Source organism: Hymenobacter qilianensis, assembly GCF_014489555.1.
In the GTDB taxonomy this organism is placed as follows: domain Bacteria; phylum Bacteroidota; class Bacteroidia; order Cytophagales; family Hymenobacteraceae; genus Hymenobacter; species Hymenobacter qilianensis.
This window is the reverse complement of the sequence record NZ_CP060784.1, coordinates 327149-341972: the sequence shown is the minus strand read 5'-3', so window position 1 is coordinate 341972 and position 14824 is coordinate 327149. Positions and strand designations below refer to the sequence as shown.

Annotated in this window: 13 protein-coding genes and 3 pseudogenes; 7 read left to right on the top strand and 9 right to left on the bottom strand. The window is 55.7% G+C overall.

Annotation, left to right across the window (positions count from 1 at the left end; all coding sequences use genetic code 11):
• Positions 1-318 precede the first annotated feature (318 nt).
• Positions 319-1068 carry a 3-oxoacyl-[acyl-carrier-protein] reductase gene (fabG, locus tag H9L05_RS01510; protein ID WP_187732742.1) on the bottom strand — a complete coding sequence of 250 codons (750 nt, stop codon included), beginning with the start codon at positions 1066-1068 and terminating at the stop codon, positions 319-321.
• A 97-nt stretch (positions 1069-1165) separates the two neighbouring features.
• Between fabG and H9L05_RS01505 the strand changes: the two genes are divergently transcribed.
• Positions 1166-2410: an NAD(P)/FAD-dependent oxidoreductase gene (locus tag H9L05_RS01505; protein ID WP_187732741.1), complete on the top strand. Its 1245-nt coding sequence runs from the start codon at positions 1166-1168 to the stop codon at positions 2408-2410.
• A gap of 152 nt (positions 2411-2562) precedes the next feature.
• On the opposite strand, the gene H9L05_RS01500 is transcribed toward H9L05_RS01505, so the two are convergent.
• Entirely contained in the window at positions 2563-2757 is a 195-nt protein-coding gene (locus tag H9L05_RS01500; protein ID WP_187732740.1) for a hypothetical protein, read from the bottom strand.
• A gap of 220 nt (positions 2758-2977) precedes the next feature.
• Between H9L05_RS01500 and lpdA the strand changes: the two are divergent.
• A pseudogene (gene lpdA / locus H9L05_RS01495) lies at positions 2978-4371 on the top strand (dihydrolipoyl dehydrogenase).
• Positions 4372-4433: 62 nt separating this feature from the next.
• Here lpdA and H9L05_RS22905 read toward each other — a convergent pair.
• From H9L05_RS22905 to H9L05_RS22895, 3 genes are read right to left on the bottom strand one after another with little or no spacing between them, the layout of a single operon-like run.
• Positions 4434-4952, bottom strand: a complete 519-nt coding sequence (locus tag H9L05_RS22905; RefSeq protein ID WP_223284667.1) for a DMT family transporter — start codon at positions 4950-4952, stop codon at positions 4434-4436.
• Complete coding sequence (locus H9L05_RS22900; RefSeq protein WP_262892604.1) at positions 4928-5110, bottom strand: DMT family transporter; 183 nt, start codon at positions 5108-5110, stop codon at positions 4928-4930. The genes H9L05_RS22905 and H9L05_RS22900 overlap by 25 nt, the downstream gene beginning before the upstream one ends.
• Positions 5107-5352 (bottom strand): hypothetical protein, encoded by a 246-nt coding sequence (locus H9L05_RS22895; protein ID WP_223284665.1) that lies wholly within the window; start codon positions 5350-5352, stop codon positions 5107-5109. Before H9L05_RS22895 ends, H9L05_RS22900 begins: the two co-directional genes overlap by 4 nt.
• A 192-nt stretch (positions 5353-5544) precedes the next feature.
• Here H9L05_RS22895 and H9L05_RS01485 point away from each other — a divergent pair, with 192 nt between their 5' ends.
• The 4 genes and pseudogenes from H9L05_RS01485 to H9L05_RS01475 all read left to right on the top strand — a co-directional run bounded on the left by H9L05_RS01485 (position 5545) and on the right by H9L05_RS01475 (position 9716).
• Positions 5545-6897 (top strand): replication-associated recombination protein A, encoded by a 1353-nt coding sequence (locus H9L05_RS01485; protein ID WP_187732739.1) that lies wholly within the window; start codon positions 5545-5547, stop codon positions 6895-6897.
• 57 nt (positions 6898-6954) lie between these two features.
• Complete coding sequence (locus H9L05_RS01480; RefSeq protein ID WP_317175064.1) at positions 6955-8145, top strand: S49 family peptidase; 1191 nt, start codon at positions 6955-6957, stop codon at positions 8143-8145.
• Complete coding sequence (locus tag H9L05_RS25660) at positions 8124-8714, top strand: S49 family peptidase (protein WP_317175063.1); 591 nt, start codon at positions 8124-8126, stop codon at positions 8712-8714. Before H9L05_RS01480 ends, H9L05_RS25660 begins: the two co-directional genes overlap by 22 nt.
• 184 nt (positions 8715-8898) lie before the next feature.
• Positions 8899-9716 (top strand): annotated as a pseudogene (locus H9L05_RS01475) (purine-nucleoside phosphorylase).
• An 81-nt stretch (positions 9717-9797) separates the two neighbouring features.
• On the opposite strand, the pseudogene H9L05_RS01465 reads toward H9L05_RS01475, so the two are convergent.
• The 4 genes and pseudogenes from H9L05_RS01465 to H9L05_RS01450 all read right to left on the bottom strand — a co-directional run bounded on the left by H9L05_RS01465 (position 9798) and on the right by H9L05_RS01450 (position 14197).
• A pseudogene (locus tag H9L05_RS01465) lies at positions 9798-10627 on the bottom strand (DUF4249 domain-containing protein).
• Positions 10628-10669: 42 nt separating this feature from the next.
• Positions 10670-13021, bottom strand: coding sequence for a TonB-dependent receptor (locus H9L05_RS01460; protein WP_187732736.1), 2352 nt, complete (start codon positions 13019-13021; stop codon positions 10670-10672).
• Positions 13022-13242: 221 nt separating this feature from the next.
• The gene (gene trxA / locus H9L05_RS01455; protein WP_187732735.1) at positions 13243-13551 is read right to left on the bottom strand and encodes a thioredoxin; all 309 of its coding nucleotides are present in this window, start codon (positions 13549-13551) and stop codon (positions 13243-13245) included.
• A 196-nt stretch (positions 13552-13747) separates the two neighbouring features.
• On the bottom strand, positions 13748-14197 hold the full coding sequence (locus H9L05_RS01450; RefSeq protein WP_187732734.1) for a hypothetical protein: 450 nt from the start codon (positions 14195-14197) through the stop codon (positions 13748-13750).
• Between the two features lie 282 nt (positions 14198-14479).
• Between H9L05_RS01450 and H9L05_RS26640 the strand changes: the two genes are divergently transcribed.
• On the top strand, positions 14480-14800 hold the full coding sequence (locus H9L05_RS26640) for an HNH endonuclease (protein ID WP_373285363.1): 321 nt from the start codon (positions 14480-14482) through the stop codon (positions 14798-14800).
• Positions 14801-14824 lie beyond the last annotated feature (24 nt).

Below are 14824 nucleotides of genomic sequence, written 5' to 3'. Positions count from 1 at the left end.
CAAAAACCCCGAAATAGGCTATAGAGTTGCGTGCCTTAGACAAGGCTCCGAAAATGCTGGGATTGGTGGCGAAGTTAGGGAGTTGAAGAGTAGGGATGTTGAATTGCTAAAAGAGGGGAGAAGATAGCTGACTTATTAATCGCTACTCACAGAAGCAGTAAGATTAGCTATGATAACTAAAAACCGTCATGCCGAGGCGGAGCCGAAGCATCTCGCGTGTTTAGCTGGATTAATAACCCAACATCAGCACGCGAGATGCTTCGGCTCCGCCTCGGCATGACGGTTATTTAAACTAAAGCTAGCTTGTGAGCTTAACGTTTAGGTCAGCATACCGCCATCAACCTGAAGCACTTGACCGGTGATATAGCTGCTGTCATCGGAAGCCAGGAAGGCGGTGGCTTTGGCCACATCTTCGGGGGTGCCGCCTCGCTTGAGCGGAATGGCTTTGCGCCACTCGTCCACTTGCTTGGGGTCGAGGGCGTCGGTCATTTCGGTTTCGATGAAGCCGGGGGCAATGGCGTTGCAGCGAATATTGCGCGAGCCCAGTTCCAGCGCCACGGATTTGGTGAAGCCAATAATACCCGACTTGGATGCTGCGTAATTGGCCTGGCCCGCATTGCCTTTAATACCTACTACGGATGTCATATTTATGATACTGCCGGCTTTGGCGCGCATCATGGGCTTGATGGCGGCTTTGGTCAGGTTGAACACCGATTTGAGGTTGACGGCCAGCACCTGGTCCCAGTTCTGTTCGCTCATGCGCATGAGCAAACCATCCTGCGTGATACCAGCATTATTGACCAGAATATCCAGGCGGCCAAATTCCGTCATCACATCATCGACCAGCTTCTCAGCATCGGCATACACGGAGGCGTCGGAGCGGAAGCCTTTGATTTTGGTGCCGTGGGCGGCAAGCTCCTGTTCGAGCTGTTGGCCTTTCTCCACACTGGAAAGGTAAGTGAAGGCGATATTGGCGCCAAGTTGGGCGAAATGGGTAGCAATAGCGCGGCCGATTCCTTTGGAGGCGCCAGTGATGAGGGCGGTTTTTCCGTCGAGCAGTTTTGTCATGTGGGCGAAGGTAGTAAGGCTGGGCATTATCCGCTAACCAATCGGAGCGAGGCAGCTACTTGTCATTCAAAAGGCATCGTACCTTCGCCCCCGACTTATGCGTGAAATTGATATCTGCATTCTGGGGGCCGGACCGGGCGGCGCTACGGCGGCTCTGCACCTGGCCAACGCCGGCCAGCGCTGCCTGCTGCTCGACCGCGCCACCTTCCCCCGCGACAAAATTTGCGGCGATGCGCTCAGCGGCAAAGTAGTGAGCGAGCTGCGCCGTATCAACGAAAATTTGCCCCCCAGACTCGCCGCCGATGCCGCGCAGCTACCCGCCTGGGGCATCGACTTTTTTGCGCCCAACGGTCGTCGCCTTGGTATTCCGTTTCGGCCCAACTTCAACAAAGCCACCGACCCCGCCGCTGGCCACATCGCCAAGCGCATCGATTTTGATAATTTCTTGGTAAATGAAGTCCGCCAGCGTCCCGAAATCGAGCTGCTGGAATCTGTGGACATCACCCACCACGAGCGTACCGCTGACGGCCGCTGGCACTTACGCACTTCGGATGGAGCGGTGGAAATTAAAGCCAAGCTGCTACTCGTGGCCAACGGAGCGCAATCAGCGTTTGCACGCCAGATTGGCGGCCATCAACTGGAGCCTGACCATCATTGCGCGGGTTTGCGGGCATATTATCAGGGCGTGACGGGCCTGAGCAAAGACAACTTTATCGAGCTGCACTTTATCAAAGAGTTTTTGCCCGGCTACTTGTGGGTTTTTCCCTTGCCTAATGGGCAGGCCAACGTGGGTGTGGGAATGCTGAGCAAAACCGTGTCGCAGAAGAAGATAAACCTACGGCAGCGGCTCGCGGAAATCCTGGAAACGCACCCCGCCCTGCGCGAGCGATTCAAAGACGCGGAGCGCCTGGGGCCGGTGCGCGGGTTCGGCTTACCATTGGGCTCCAAGCGCCGCTCTCTCTCAGGCGAGGCCTACATGCTGCTCGGCGATGCGGGCTCCCTCATCGACCCATTTTCCGGTGAAGGTATCAGCCACGCTATGGTCAGCGGCCGCCACGCTGCCGATTGGGCCAGCCGCGCCTTAGCCGCGCATAATTTCTCCGCTGATTTCCTCAAAGGCTACGACGCGGCCGTATACAATCGGCTATGGCAGGAACTGCGCTTGAGCCGGGCGATGCAGCGCCTGCTGGCGTTTCCGTGGCTGTTTAATGTGGTAGCTAATCGCGCCGCCAACAATCCTACGCTGGCCGAAACCATCAGCAATATGTTCCTCGACCTGAATCTGCGCGAGCGGCTGCGGCAGCCCAGTTTCTATGTGAAGCTGCTGCTGGGGGGCAAATAATTGTGCAATTCAAACACCAAAAGCACAAAAAGGCCGTCATGCAGAGCAAAGCGAAGCATCTCGCGTGCTGACATTAGATTAGTACTCCAACCTCAGCACGCGAGATGCTTTGCTCTGCATGACGGTCTAGAGGGCAGCTTTATAAGCCAATTTTAAGGCGTCGAGTCAGGTGGGGTGGTGTTGAGGGAGTCGAGGTTGCGGGGAGCGGCGGGCTCACGCTCTATGGCCCGGCGCGCCGATGGAGTCGACTTATACTTGGTTGGCGCTTCCTGTTCGGGCGTGGAGGTACATTGCGTAGTGAGCAGCAGCGCGGCGGCCCCCAATAAAGAGAGTAAGGCGGTTTTCATAACACCAGAAAGTAAAAATGGAGCTCAAACCGGACCAGCTGTCACGTGGTTGTGTATTGTACGGTGAGGCTACGGCTGGGGGGCAAATTCACGCGCTTTTAACTTAAAATCAGCTCTCCAAAACCTTATTGTTGAGAGTAACAAACGCTGGTTATCTTTGCCCGGCTCGGGCGGCTGGCCTTCCGGACGAAATTTTTCTTCTCTTCTCAAGCACAAGAATATGGCATTGCAATATGATCTGGTCGTGGTGGGCAGTGGGCCGGGTGGCTACGTAGCCGCTATTCGGGCTTCCCAACTGGGGCTGAAAGTAGGTGTAGTAGAGCGCGAATCGTTGGGGGCATTTGCCTCAACTGGGGCTGCATCCCCACCAAAGCGCTGCTCAAAAGCGCCCAAGTATTCGAGTATTTCAAACACGCCGAAGACTATGGCCTGAAGGTGGAAAACCCGAGCTACGATTTTGGGGCAGTAGTACAGCGCAGCCGCGGCGTGGCCGATGGCATGAGCAAGGGCATCAACTTCCTGTTCAAGAAAAATAAAATCGAAACGGTGTCGGGCACCGGCAAACTGCTGGCTCCCGGCAAAGTAGAAGTTACCAAAGCCGACGGCTCGAAAGAAACTGTGGAGGCCAAGCACATCATCCTGGCTACCGGTGCCCGCTCGCGCGAGCTGCCCAACCTGCCCATCGACAACAAGAAAATCATCGGCTACCGCAAGGCCATGACGCTGGAGCAAATGCCCAAGCGCCTCGTGGTAGTGGGCTCGGGCGCCATCGGCGTTGAGTTTGCGTACTTCTACCGCGCCATGGGCTCGGAGGTGACCATCGTGGAGTTCATGCCCCGGATCGTGCCCGTAGAGGACGAGGAGGTTTCGCGGCAGATGGAAAAGTCCTTCAAGAAGATGGGCATGACCATTCTCACCAGCGCCGAAGTAACCAACGTGGACACCAGCGGCGCCGGCTGCAAAGTGACGGTGAAAACCGCCAAGGGCGACCAGCAAATTGAGTGCGACGTAGTGCTCTCCGCCGTGGGCGTGCAAACCAACCTCGAAAACCTGGGCCTGGAAGAGCTGGGCATCAAAGTAGAAAAGGGCCGCGTCATCGTTGACGAGTTCTACAAAACCAACGTGGACGGCATCTATGCCATCGGCGACATCGTGCCTGGCCCGGCGTTGGCGCACGTGGCTTCGGCTGAAGGCATTATCTGCGTGGAAGCCATTACCGGCCACCACCCCGAGCCGCTCAACTACCAGAATATTCCCGGCTGCACCTACGCCCAGCCCGAAATTGCCAGCGTGGGCATGACCGAAAAAGAAGCCCGCGACAAGGGCCTCGATATTCTGGTGGGAAAATTCCCCTTCTCCGCCTCAGGCAAAGCCAGCGCCGGCGGCGTAAAAGACGGATTCGTGAAAGTCATTTTCGACGCTAAGTACGGCGAGTGGCTCGGCGCCCACATGATCGGCTCAAATGTGACTGAGATGATTGCTGAGGTAGTGGTAGCCCGCAAGCTCGAAACCACCGGCCACGAAATCATCAAGTCGGTACACCCGCACCCCACCATGTCGGAAGCCGTGATGGAAGCGGCGGCGGCGGCTTATGGCGAGGTGATTCACTTGTAAGTCGACACAGTTTTAACAAAAAAGCCCCCCAGCACAATGTTGGGGGGCTTTTTTGTTAACATTTAATCCAACACAGGCTCCAGCGGTACCTGGGGCCTTGGCTTGCGGCTTACCAGAAATACGCCGCCAAAAATCAGCGCGGCTTGCAGGGCGCGGCCCCAGGTGAAATGGTCTTTGCCCAAACTCACGGCGATAAGCACGGCCAGCACCGGCTGCAAGTAGATATACACGCCGAGCAGGGCAGGAGAGGCGTATTTGAGCGCCCAGTTATTAAGCAGATACGCAATAATGGTCAGGAACAAAACCATATAAACAACCTCGGCCCAGATGTAAAGCGGGAAGTGCGCGTAGTCGGTGGTAAGGGCATCGCGCCAGCCGAAAGGCACCGCTATTATCGCGCCTACCAGAAAAATGCGGGCCAGCACGGTGAAGGCATTGTACTTGCGCATGAGCGGCGTAACGAGCACCAGATACACGCCGAATGCGGTGGCATTGAGCAGAATAAGAATATTGCCCAGCGTAGCGTTCGGGTAAATGGCATCGGTGGGGCTACGGCTCATGATGAGTGTGGCCGCGCCCACAGCACCCAGTAAAATGCCCCCACGCGGGCCTTCGTTATTTTTTCGCCCAGCAAAACGGCCGAAGCAATGACCACCACGATAGGCGCAATGGTTTGCAGCAAAGACGCATTAATGGGCGACGTGTAATTCAGTCCCGAGAAAAACAGCAGCTGATTCACTCCAATTCCCGTGATTCCGCAGATGATGGAGCGCACGTTATCGGCGCGGCCCTGAATGCGGTCCTGGGGGCAATTAGGCGGCTGAGGACGGCAAAAAACAGCGCGGCCCCCACGATACGCAGCGTCACGATGCCGAAGGGGCCCATGTACTCGGGCATTACATCCTTGGAAAGACTGTAGTTGGCGGCGTAAATGAGGGCCACCAGAAACAAAGCCGCGTGCACGCGCAGGGAATTTTTCATCGGCCGCAAAGGTACGGGTAACCATGTGGTACTACGAGTTGCCCAGCGAGCCTCGTAATACTACTATCGTTGAACAATCCAGCGCTTTGGCGGGCATCAGCAACGATAGTGGTACTACGACGAGAAAAGTCGTGGTACCACCTCGGCCGCACGCTCTACTTGCGCGTACTTTTACTTCTTCCCGCACTTATTATGACTACCGGCTCCCTCTTCGACCCCGTACCTACTCCGACCCAACCCGCCAAGCCTTCCCAAAATGCTCCCCTGGCCGAGCGGCGGCGGCCTCATACGCTCGCCGAATACGCCGGGCAGCAGCATTTGGTAGGCCCGGAGGGTGTGCTGCGGCGCTATCTGGCCGGGGGGCGTTTGCCATCCATTGTGCTGTGGGGGCCGCCCGGCGTGGGCAAAACTACCCTGGCGCACTTGTTGGCCGACGAGCTAAAACAGCCCTTCGTGGCCCTGAGCGCCATAAATGCCGGCGTGAAAGACGTGCGCGAAGTGATTGAGAAAGCCAAGTCGCGGCCGGGTACGGTGCTGTTTATTGACGAGATTCACCGCTTTAGCAAATCGCAGCAGGATGCGTTGCTGGGAGCGGTGGAGCGCGGCGTAGTTACGCTGATTGGGGCCACCACAGAGAACCCGTCGTTTGAAGTAATTCCGGCCTTGCTGAGTCGGGCGCAGGTGTACGTGCTGGAGCCGCTGAGCAAGGAAGTACTGACGGGTTTGGTGGATAAAGCCTTGGTTGAAGACGAGATTCTACAGCGCAAAAACGTGCGCGTGGCCGAGTACAACGCTCTGCTCACCATATCCGGCGGCGACGCGCGCAAGCTGCTCAACCTGCTGGAAATTGTAGTAGAAGCCAGCCCGGCAGACGCGAAAACCGGCGAAACAGTCATTACGGACGCCATTGTGCAGGAGTTGGCCCAACAGCACCTAGCGCGCTACGACAAAGGTGGCGAGATGCACTACGATGTTATTTCGGCTTTTATCAAAAGCATCCGCGGCTCCGACCCCAACGCGGCGTTGTACTGGCTGGCCGTGATGCTGGAAGGCGGCGAAGATGTGAAGTTCATTGCCCGCCGCCTGCTCATTCTGGCCTCCGAAGACATTGGTAATGCTAACCCCAATGCCCTGATGCTGGCCCAAAGCTGCTTTCAGGCCGTCACGGTTATTGGTCTGCCCGAAAGCGACATTATTCTGGGGCAAACGGTGGTGTATCTGGCTACCAGCGTGAAAAGCAACGCCAGCTACAAAGGCATCCGGGAAGCGCGGGCGCTGGTGCGGGAGCAAGGCGTGCAGCCCGTCCCGATTCCGCTGCGCAACGCGCCCACCCGCCTGATGAAACAGCTCGGCTACGGCCAGCAATACCAGTATTCGCACGACTACGAGGGCAATTTTGCCCCCCAGGAGTTTCTGCCCGAGGCCCTCAGCGGCACCCGCTTCTACGACCCCGGCCACAATGCCAGCGAGCAAAAGCTGCGCGAGCGGCTGCGGCAGTGGTGGGGGCAAAATACGAGTATTGATGGTGCGAAGAAGAAGGCGTGAGGCTTCGTTGACCAAACCCTTCTACATTTGTTAAGCACTCAGATAATCCCCTTTCCAATGAGACAGTTTTTTAAATTCGTACTAGCCACGCTGGTCGGTCTGATGGCGTTTGCCTTCGTCGGCTTTTTGATAATTGTGGGCATCCTGGTGACGGCCGCCAGCTCCGAGGATGAGGTGGAAGTAGCCAAAAACTCGGTACTGGAGTTGAAGCTCGACCAGCCTATTTCAGAGCGGGAGAACCCGGAGTCGCTCGGGAGCCTGCTAGGCGGCGGAAGCAGTGCCAGCAGTGGCCTGGATCAGATAAAAGGAGCCATACGGCGCGCCAAAAACGACGACAACATCAAGGGTATTTTCCTGAACGTGGAGCTGGTGCAAGCCGGCATGGCCACCTTGGAAGAGATTCGCAATGAGCTGATTGACTTCAAAAAGTCGGGCAAGTTTGTGGTGGCTTATAATGATCTGGCTTCTGAAAAAAGCTACTATCTGGCTTCCGTCGCCAACCGAATTTACCTGAATCCGCAGGGCACGCTGGAATTTAATGGCCTGAGCTCGGAGACGTACTACTACAAAAACCTGTTTGAGAAGCTGGGCGTCGAGCCGTATATCTTCCGGGTAGGCTCGTTCAAAAGCGCGGTAGAGCCTTATTTTAGAGAAAACATGTCGGATTCGGCGCGGCTGCAAACCTCGTCGTTTCTCAATTCCATGAACGACTTCATGCTCAGCCACGTGGCGAAGTCGCGCAAAATTGCGCCTGCCCGTCTGCGCGTGATTTCCGACTCCATGCTGGTGCACAACGCCGACGACGCCAAGCGCCTCGGCTTGGTTACCAACCTCGGCTACTACGATCAGGCCCTGAGCTTTATGAAAAAGAAAGTGGGTGTGGACGAGGACGAAAAGCTCGGCCTCGTCAGCCTGGGTACTTACCAGCGGGGCGAAGACGAAACCAGCGGCAGCGGCTCCAAGCGCATTGCCGTCATCTATGCCGATGGCGACATCGTGACCGGTAAGGGCGGCAACAACGATATCGGCAGCACCCGTTTTGCCGAAGCCATCCGCCAGGCCCGCCTCGACGACAGAGTGAAAGCCGTGGTGCTGCGCGTGAACTCGCCCGGCGGCTCGTCTTTGGCCTCCGATATTATTTACCGCGAAGTGGTGCTGACCAAAAAAGTGAAGCCTATTGTGTGCTCCATGTCGGATGTGGCGGCTTCGGGGGCTATTTTATTGCCATGGCCTGCGACACCATTGTAGCCCACCCGAACACCATTACGGGTAGCATCGGCGTGTTTGGCGTGTTACCCAATATTCAGCCTTTGCTGCGCGACAAGCTCGGCATTACTACCGACCGCGTAACGACCGGCAAATTCTCCGATCTGCCCACTATCACGCGTCCGCTCTCGGCCTACGAGCAGCAGCAGCTGCAAGCGGAAGTGAACCGCATCTACGCCGACTTCACCACCAAAGCCGCCAAGGGTCGCAACATGCCCGTAGAAAAGCTGCGCGGCTACGCTTCCGGCCGTGTGTGGTCGGGCTCGGAAGCCAAGGAGCGCGGATTGGTGGATGTGCTTGGCTCGTTTGAGGATGCCCTGAGCATCGCCGCTCGGCGCGCCAACTTAGACGAGGGCGACTACCGCTTGCAAAGCTTGCCCCGCCAGAAAACGTTTGTCGAAAACATCTTCGAGAGCTTCGGCCTGGAAGCGCGGCAGCAAATGGTGAAGCAGGAGCTAGGCCCGCTCTATCCTATGTATGAGCAGTATCAGAAGCTCACCAAGCTGGAAGGCGTGCAGGCCCGCATGCCGTTTGAAATGAACATTGAGTAACGCAATCTCTTAAAAGAACGTCATGCAGAGCGCAGCGAAGCATCTCGCGTGTTTAGTTGTTTAGCTTGGCAACATCAGCACGCGCGGTGCTTCGCTGCGCTCTGCATGACATTCTTAATTATACCAAATTGAGCAAATTGCTTTCTATTCGTTTTACCCTAATTCTTGTTCAAAAAAGCCCCCCATGCAGCAACTGCGCGAAGCCGCTGACTTTATCCGCCGCCAGCTCGGCGACTTCCAACCGGAATTCGGAATTATCCTCGGCACCGGCCTTGGTGCATTGGTGAAGGAGCTGGAAATCCAGCACGAGTTCTCTTACGACGACTTGCCCCACTTTTCAACTTCGACCGTCGAAAGCCACTCGGGGAAGCTGCTGGGAGGCATTTTTGCCGGGCGGCGGGTGCTGGTAATGCAGGGCCGGTTTCATTACTATGAGGGCTACACCATGCAACAGGTGGTGTTTCCGGTGCGCGTGATGAAGCTGCTGGGCATTCAGAAACTGTTTGTGAGCAATGCCGCCGGGGGCTAAATCCGGACTTTGCGATGAGCGACCTGATGCTCATTGAAGACCACCTGAACTTGCTGCCCACCAATCCGCTCATCGGGCCGAACCTCGACGAGCTGGGCTCGCGCTTTCCGGATATGCTGGAGCCCTACGACCACACGCTGCTGGCCCAGGCCCAGCGCGCCGCCCACGACCTGGGATTCACCAACTATGTGCGCCGTGGCGTGTACGCCAGCTTGCCTGGCCCTATGCTCGAAACGCCCGCCGAATACCGCTACCTGCGCACCATCGGGGCCGATGCGGTGGGCATGAGCACGGTGCCGGAGGTCATTGCCGCTCGCCATATGAATTTGCCCGTGCTGGCCATTTCCGTCATCACCGATTTGTGCTCGCCCGGCAAGCTGAAGAAGGTTGACATAGCCGATATTCTGCGGGCCGCCGCCGCCGCCGAGCCCCGCCTCACCGCCCTGATTCGGGCGGTGCTGGAGCGCCAGTAGATTCTGGTTAAACATTTCAAAAAAGCCCCCAGATATTTTCTGGGGGCTTTTTTATATGATAAGGTTTGCGGTATGGCTGCTTTACGGAATCACTAGTGAGCGCCTTTCGTAGCTCAGAATCGTGAATACGCCTATGCCGCCCTGCACCGTGGACTGCACGGCGGCGGGCTGGCCGAAGGGGTTGCCGTTGGCATTGCGCGCATTCTGAGTCGATTGCAGAAAGCGGTAATACGGCTCATCGAAATGATAAAGCGAGATAATCAGGTTGTCGCCGGGGTCGAAAATGTAGGCAGTACCCAGCGTCACTTCCTTGCCCTCGTTGAGGCGATCTTCAATGGTGTAGTCTACCTCCGGGTCTTGGGAAATACTGTCGCGGTGAATCTGGAAGCGGTAGAAGTCGAGCGTTTCCAGCGGGTCGCGGAAACGAGCCAGCACAATGGCCTCCCGCAGCTGAGCCGGCCGGTCGTTGAAGTTGAACTCAACCGTATCGAGTGGCACGGGGTGGGCATTTTAGCAGTCCCCGTCACTACCCGACCTTTCTTATCCTTTGCTTCCAGCGTAAATACATCGCCGGGCTGAATTAGAAGGCGGTTTCGGCCCCGGTGCGTGTACACTTTGCCGGTCACAAAGTTGAAACCGGGGTCATAGAGCAGGGTTTCGCGCTGCCGGTTTGGGCCCGCTATCACCACCGTCACGTCTTCCGGCACCACCGGTATGGGCGATGACAGATAAGGAGCCGTTTCGCTTACCGTGAGCTGGGCGCGTTGGTTTGGTTCCAGATAACACTCCACCACCAGCTGGGCTGGCCCATCGGGAATGACCACGTCAATGTCCTGCTGCAAATTATCGCAGCTCGCGAGCCCTGCCAGCAGCACCAGGGGCAATAAGCGCCGGATGCTGAAAGTCAGCATGTTATTCAAATAAAGTCCCATAGATTGAACCACAGCCATCGGTCAGAATTTGAAATTGTAGGTGACGGAAGGAATGATGGGGAACAGCGACACCTGCCGGGCGCGGTAGCCGGTTACCTGCTCCGTATCGGGGTCCTTTACCTGGTCGAAATACACGAAGTAAGGGTTGCGCCGATTATAGGAGTTGTAAACGCTAAAAGTCAGGTCCGACTCATCGAACCAGCGGTTGGGCTTCATATTCCAAACTAGGCCCAGATCGAGGCGGTGGTAGGGGGCCAAACGGTATGAGTTACGGGCGGGGTAAATGGGTACGGCCACGGCTTCAGCCCCGTACACTTCCTGAAATACAAAACGACCTTGGGGCAGGGTAGTGGGCGCCCCAGAGCTATACACGAAGGAGCCCGTCAGGTTCAGACGTTCGGTGAGCTGATGCAATAGCACCACGGTGAGGTTGTGGCGGCGGTCGTAAGTAGGATAGAAGTCGTCGCCGTTATTAATGCCCGTCGTGCCGCGCTGGGGGGCAAATCTGCGCTGGCTCCAAGCCAATGTGTAGCCTATCCAACCAGTGGTTCGACCCGTTTTCTTTTCCAGATACAGCTCGTTGCCGTAGCTCCAGCCTTTGCCAAACAGAAACTCCTCATCCAGATCCGGATTCACGAACAGCTGGGCGCCATCTTTGAAGTCAATCTGATTCTGAGCCCACTTGTAGTACACCTCGTTGGTTAGCAAAAATTGCCCCCCACCAAGCAAAAAGCTCACCCCGGTAGCTACCTGCTGGGAGCGTTGCGGCTTCACCGACTCCCGCGATGGGTACCAGATATCAGTAGGCAGCGAAGCGCCGGAATTAGTGACCAAATGCACATATTGGTACATAAGGGCGTAGCTGGCTTTCAACGACGTATTGGGCGTAAGCGAGTAGCGCGCCGCCGCGCGCGGCTCTAGGCCCGCGTAACGGTCGGAGCCACTCTGGAAACCGGTCAGTCGCAGGCCGTATTCAAGTTGCAGCTTGTCGGTGGGCTTGAAGTTGTCGCTGGCGTAGAGGGCGGCCTCCTGGCCGCGGTAGCTTACATCGGAGCCAATATCCAGGCGGCCATCGTCGCTGCCGGCTTGCAGGCGCCCCACGCCAAAAATATGGTCGGTGGCGGTGGCGCCAAACTTAAGCGTGTGGCGCTCATTGGGCTGGTATTCAAAGTCAGTCCGCAGAGCTATATCGCGAATATCGGAGGCGAGGTTGAAGCTAAACTGGTCGATTTTGTTAGTGACGTCGTACTCGTAGCGCGTAAACGACGCCGTGGTATTCACAAACAGCTTCGGCGAAAACACGTGATTCCAGCGCAGGGCGCCCACCGTATTGCCCCAGGTAAAATCGAAGTTGAAGCTGCCCGCGCTGTTGAAGCCAAACACGTCGCGGCCGTAGTAGCCAGTTAGAAAAATCTGGTCTTTGGCGCCGAGCTTATAGTTGGCTTTGGCGTTATAATCGGCGAAGTAATAATTGGGAATGGGATTGTACTCCGGATCGTCAACGTTCAGCTTATTGATCTGGCGCGTAAATACATCGAAGTACGTGCGCCGCCCCGACACGATAAAAGAGCCTTTATCCTTTACAATGGGCCCTTCCATTGTGAGGCGCGAGGAAATGAGGCCAAGACCTCCGCTCACCCCCAGCTTTTTGGTGTTGCCCTCGCGCAGCTTCACATCCACCACCGACGACAAACGCCCCCCAAACTGTGCCGGAAAGCCACCTTTGTATAAATCCACGCTTTGCACGGCATCCGGATTGAACACCGAAAACAGCCCAAACAAGTGCGAAGGATTGTACACCACTGCCTCATCGAGCAGATACAGGTTTTGGTCAGAGGAGCCGCCGCGCACGAAAAGACCGCTGGTGCCCTCGCCACCATTCTGCACTCCCGGTTTGAGCTGTAAGGTTTTCAGCAAATCGACTTCCCCAAACAAGGCCGGCAGCAGCTTGGCCTCGCGGGTGGTGAGGCGCTCCACGCTCATTTGGGTGGTTTGCAGCTTTTGCTCCAAAGTGCCCGAGCCCTCTACTATCACCTCGCCCAACTCATTGGCGGCCAGCGGCAAAACAAAGGAAATGCGCTGCGTACGATTCACGTTTATCTCCCGCGTCACCGTTTCGTACCCGATGAAGGAGATAACCACTGTGTAGCGCCCCGCTGGCAGGGGCAGGGAATAAAAGCCCCGCTCATCGGCCGTTACGCCCGTATTTAGAGCCGGCACGGCCACGGAGGCGCCCGGCAACACGCCTTGATCAGTGGCGTCGCGCACGAAGCCACTCAGCGTAACGGTGGCCTGGGCCAATGCTAGCTGGGGCAACGTGCACAGAATCAGTAAGAAGAGTAAGGACTGAACAAAGGGTACTACTACACGCATAGCTTGACAACGAACAGGATCATAAATGTACTATGCGGGCTGGAAGGCATTTGGAGACAAAAACAAGATAACAACTGCAAAAGACAAGTGCTTGGCTCTGGGCAGGTTGACAAACGAAGCTTCTCGGTCTGAGAGTAATAGCCACAAAACAAGCTAGCCCACTTTACAGCGGGATAACAGCCGAAAAGAAAAAAAGGCGGCTGGGGGGCAAATTTGGTGCGTTACTGAATCACAGACCCGATAGCCTGACTAAGCTGCTGGGCCGGCACCACCCCCGACTGCCGCCACACGGGCTGGCCTTTGTGGAAGAGAATAAGCGTGGGAATGCCCTGCACCCGGAATTGCTGGGCCGCCGCCGGGTTCTTATCTACGTCCACTTTAATCACTTTAACTTTTCCCTGGTGCTGACTGGCTACTTGCTCCAGAATAGGAGCCATTGTTTTGCAGGGGCCGCACCAGTCGGCATAAAAATCGACCAGCACCGGCATTCCGGGGCTGCTGATGAGTTCGGCGAAAGACTTTTTAGGCATGATCTGAGGTATAAACGACGCTGGAACTATGAAAATAAGTAACCGCCAGGCGAGCAAAAAGCCCCCCAGCCCAACCTGTTACTACGCAATTGCGACCAAAAAGGGACGCGTTGCTACCACAGACACACAAAAAAAGCCCGGCGCTGCAACGCCGGGCTAGTACTAAGTGAGGAAAGGAGAAAACAAAAAAAGCGAATTATTTGCGGTTATCCACTACCGTCACATCGTTGGCTACCGCAGGAAGCTCAAAACGCCCCCCAACAACCCGCTTTCCCGCTACCCGGCACTCCCAGGCATACTTACCTGGTACAGCACGGGCGGCCTCACCTTTCTCGGTTTTAAAGTACTCGGGCTCGGAAGGCTCCGATGGGAACAGCACATCTATTCCATTTTTGCCCTTCTCCACTTCCTTGGTTAGCAAATACTCCCTACCCGATGTTTGATCTACTACAATAAACGTAGCGGAGTACGTACCCAACTGCCCAAATTTGTCCATTACACCCAATTTGATGTACGCATCGGTCGAAACCAACCAGGTTTGCGCGTGGGCCTTGGTCGGCGTCAGCAAGATCAAAGCCAGGAAAAAACCAGCGACCCGCAGTAAAAGTGCAAAGCGCCGAGGTAAGCGAAGAGTAAGAGTTTGCATAGGGAAATTGGTAAAAGAGGTGAAAAAGACAAAATTTGTGTTTAGAACTATTTTAATGAATTTTTGAACTTCAGTTGTTGGTAAATTGGTTGATTATACCCTGAATAATGGTAAAAGAAGCAATATAGCAAATATGAGAACTTGTTTTGACTGTTGAGATTCTGAAACCAGATTTAGAATTTATTCGAGTATAAGCATTCAGGGTGAAACTTGTTTATTACAACACGCTTCCGCTAAATCTCTCTGCTATCATCGGGCCAACTTCTTACATAATTGCATTTTATGTCTCGTCGGCGCTTTGAAAATGTTGCTACTAATTCTGTGGCAAGTCCTGAGTCTCAGTGTGAGTTATGTGAGCGGCATGTGCGTTTTGTGTCGCGCCACCACCTCATTCCGCGTGAAGAAGGCGGTCGGCATGGGCCTACAGTGGCTCTCTGCCAACCTTGCCATAGTACCGTACACCTGCTGCTCACCAACCGGGAGCTGGCTAAAAAATATTTTTCAGTTGAGGCTTTGCGGGAAGCGGAGGAGCTTCAAAAATATTTGCATTGGGTGCGTCGTAGTCGTATAGAGCATATCTCCAATCGTCGGCGGCGGCGCTAACCTGCGCGCATCGTTTCAGGAGAG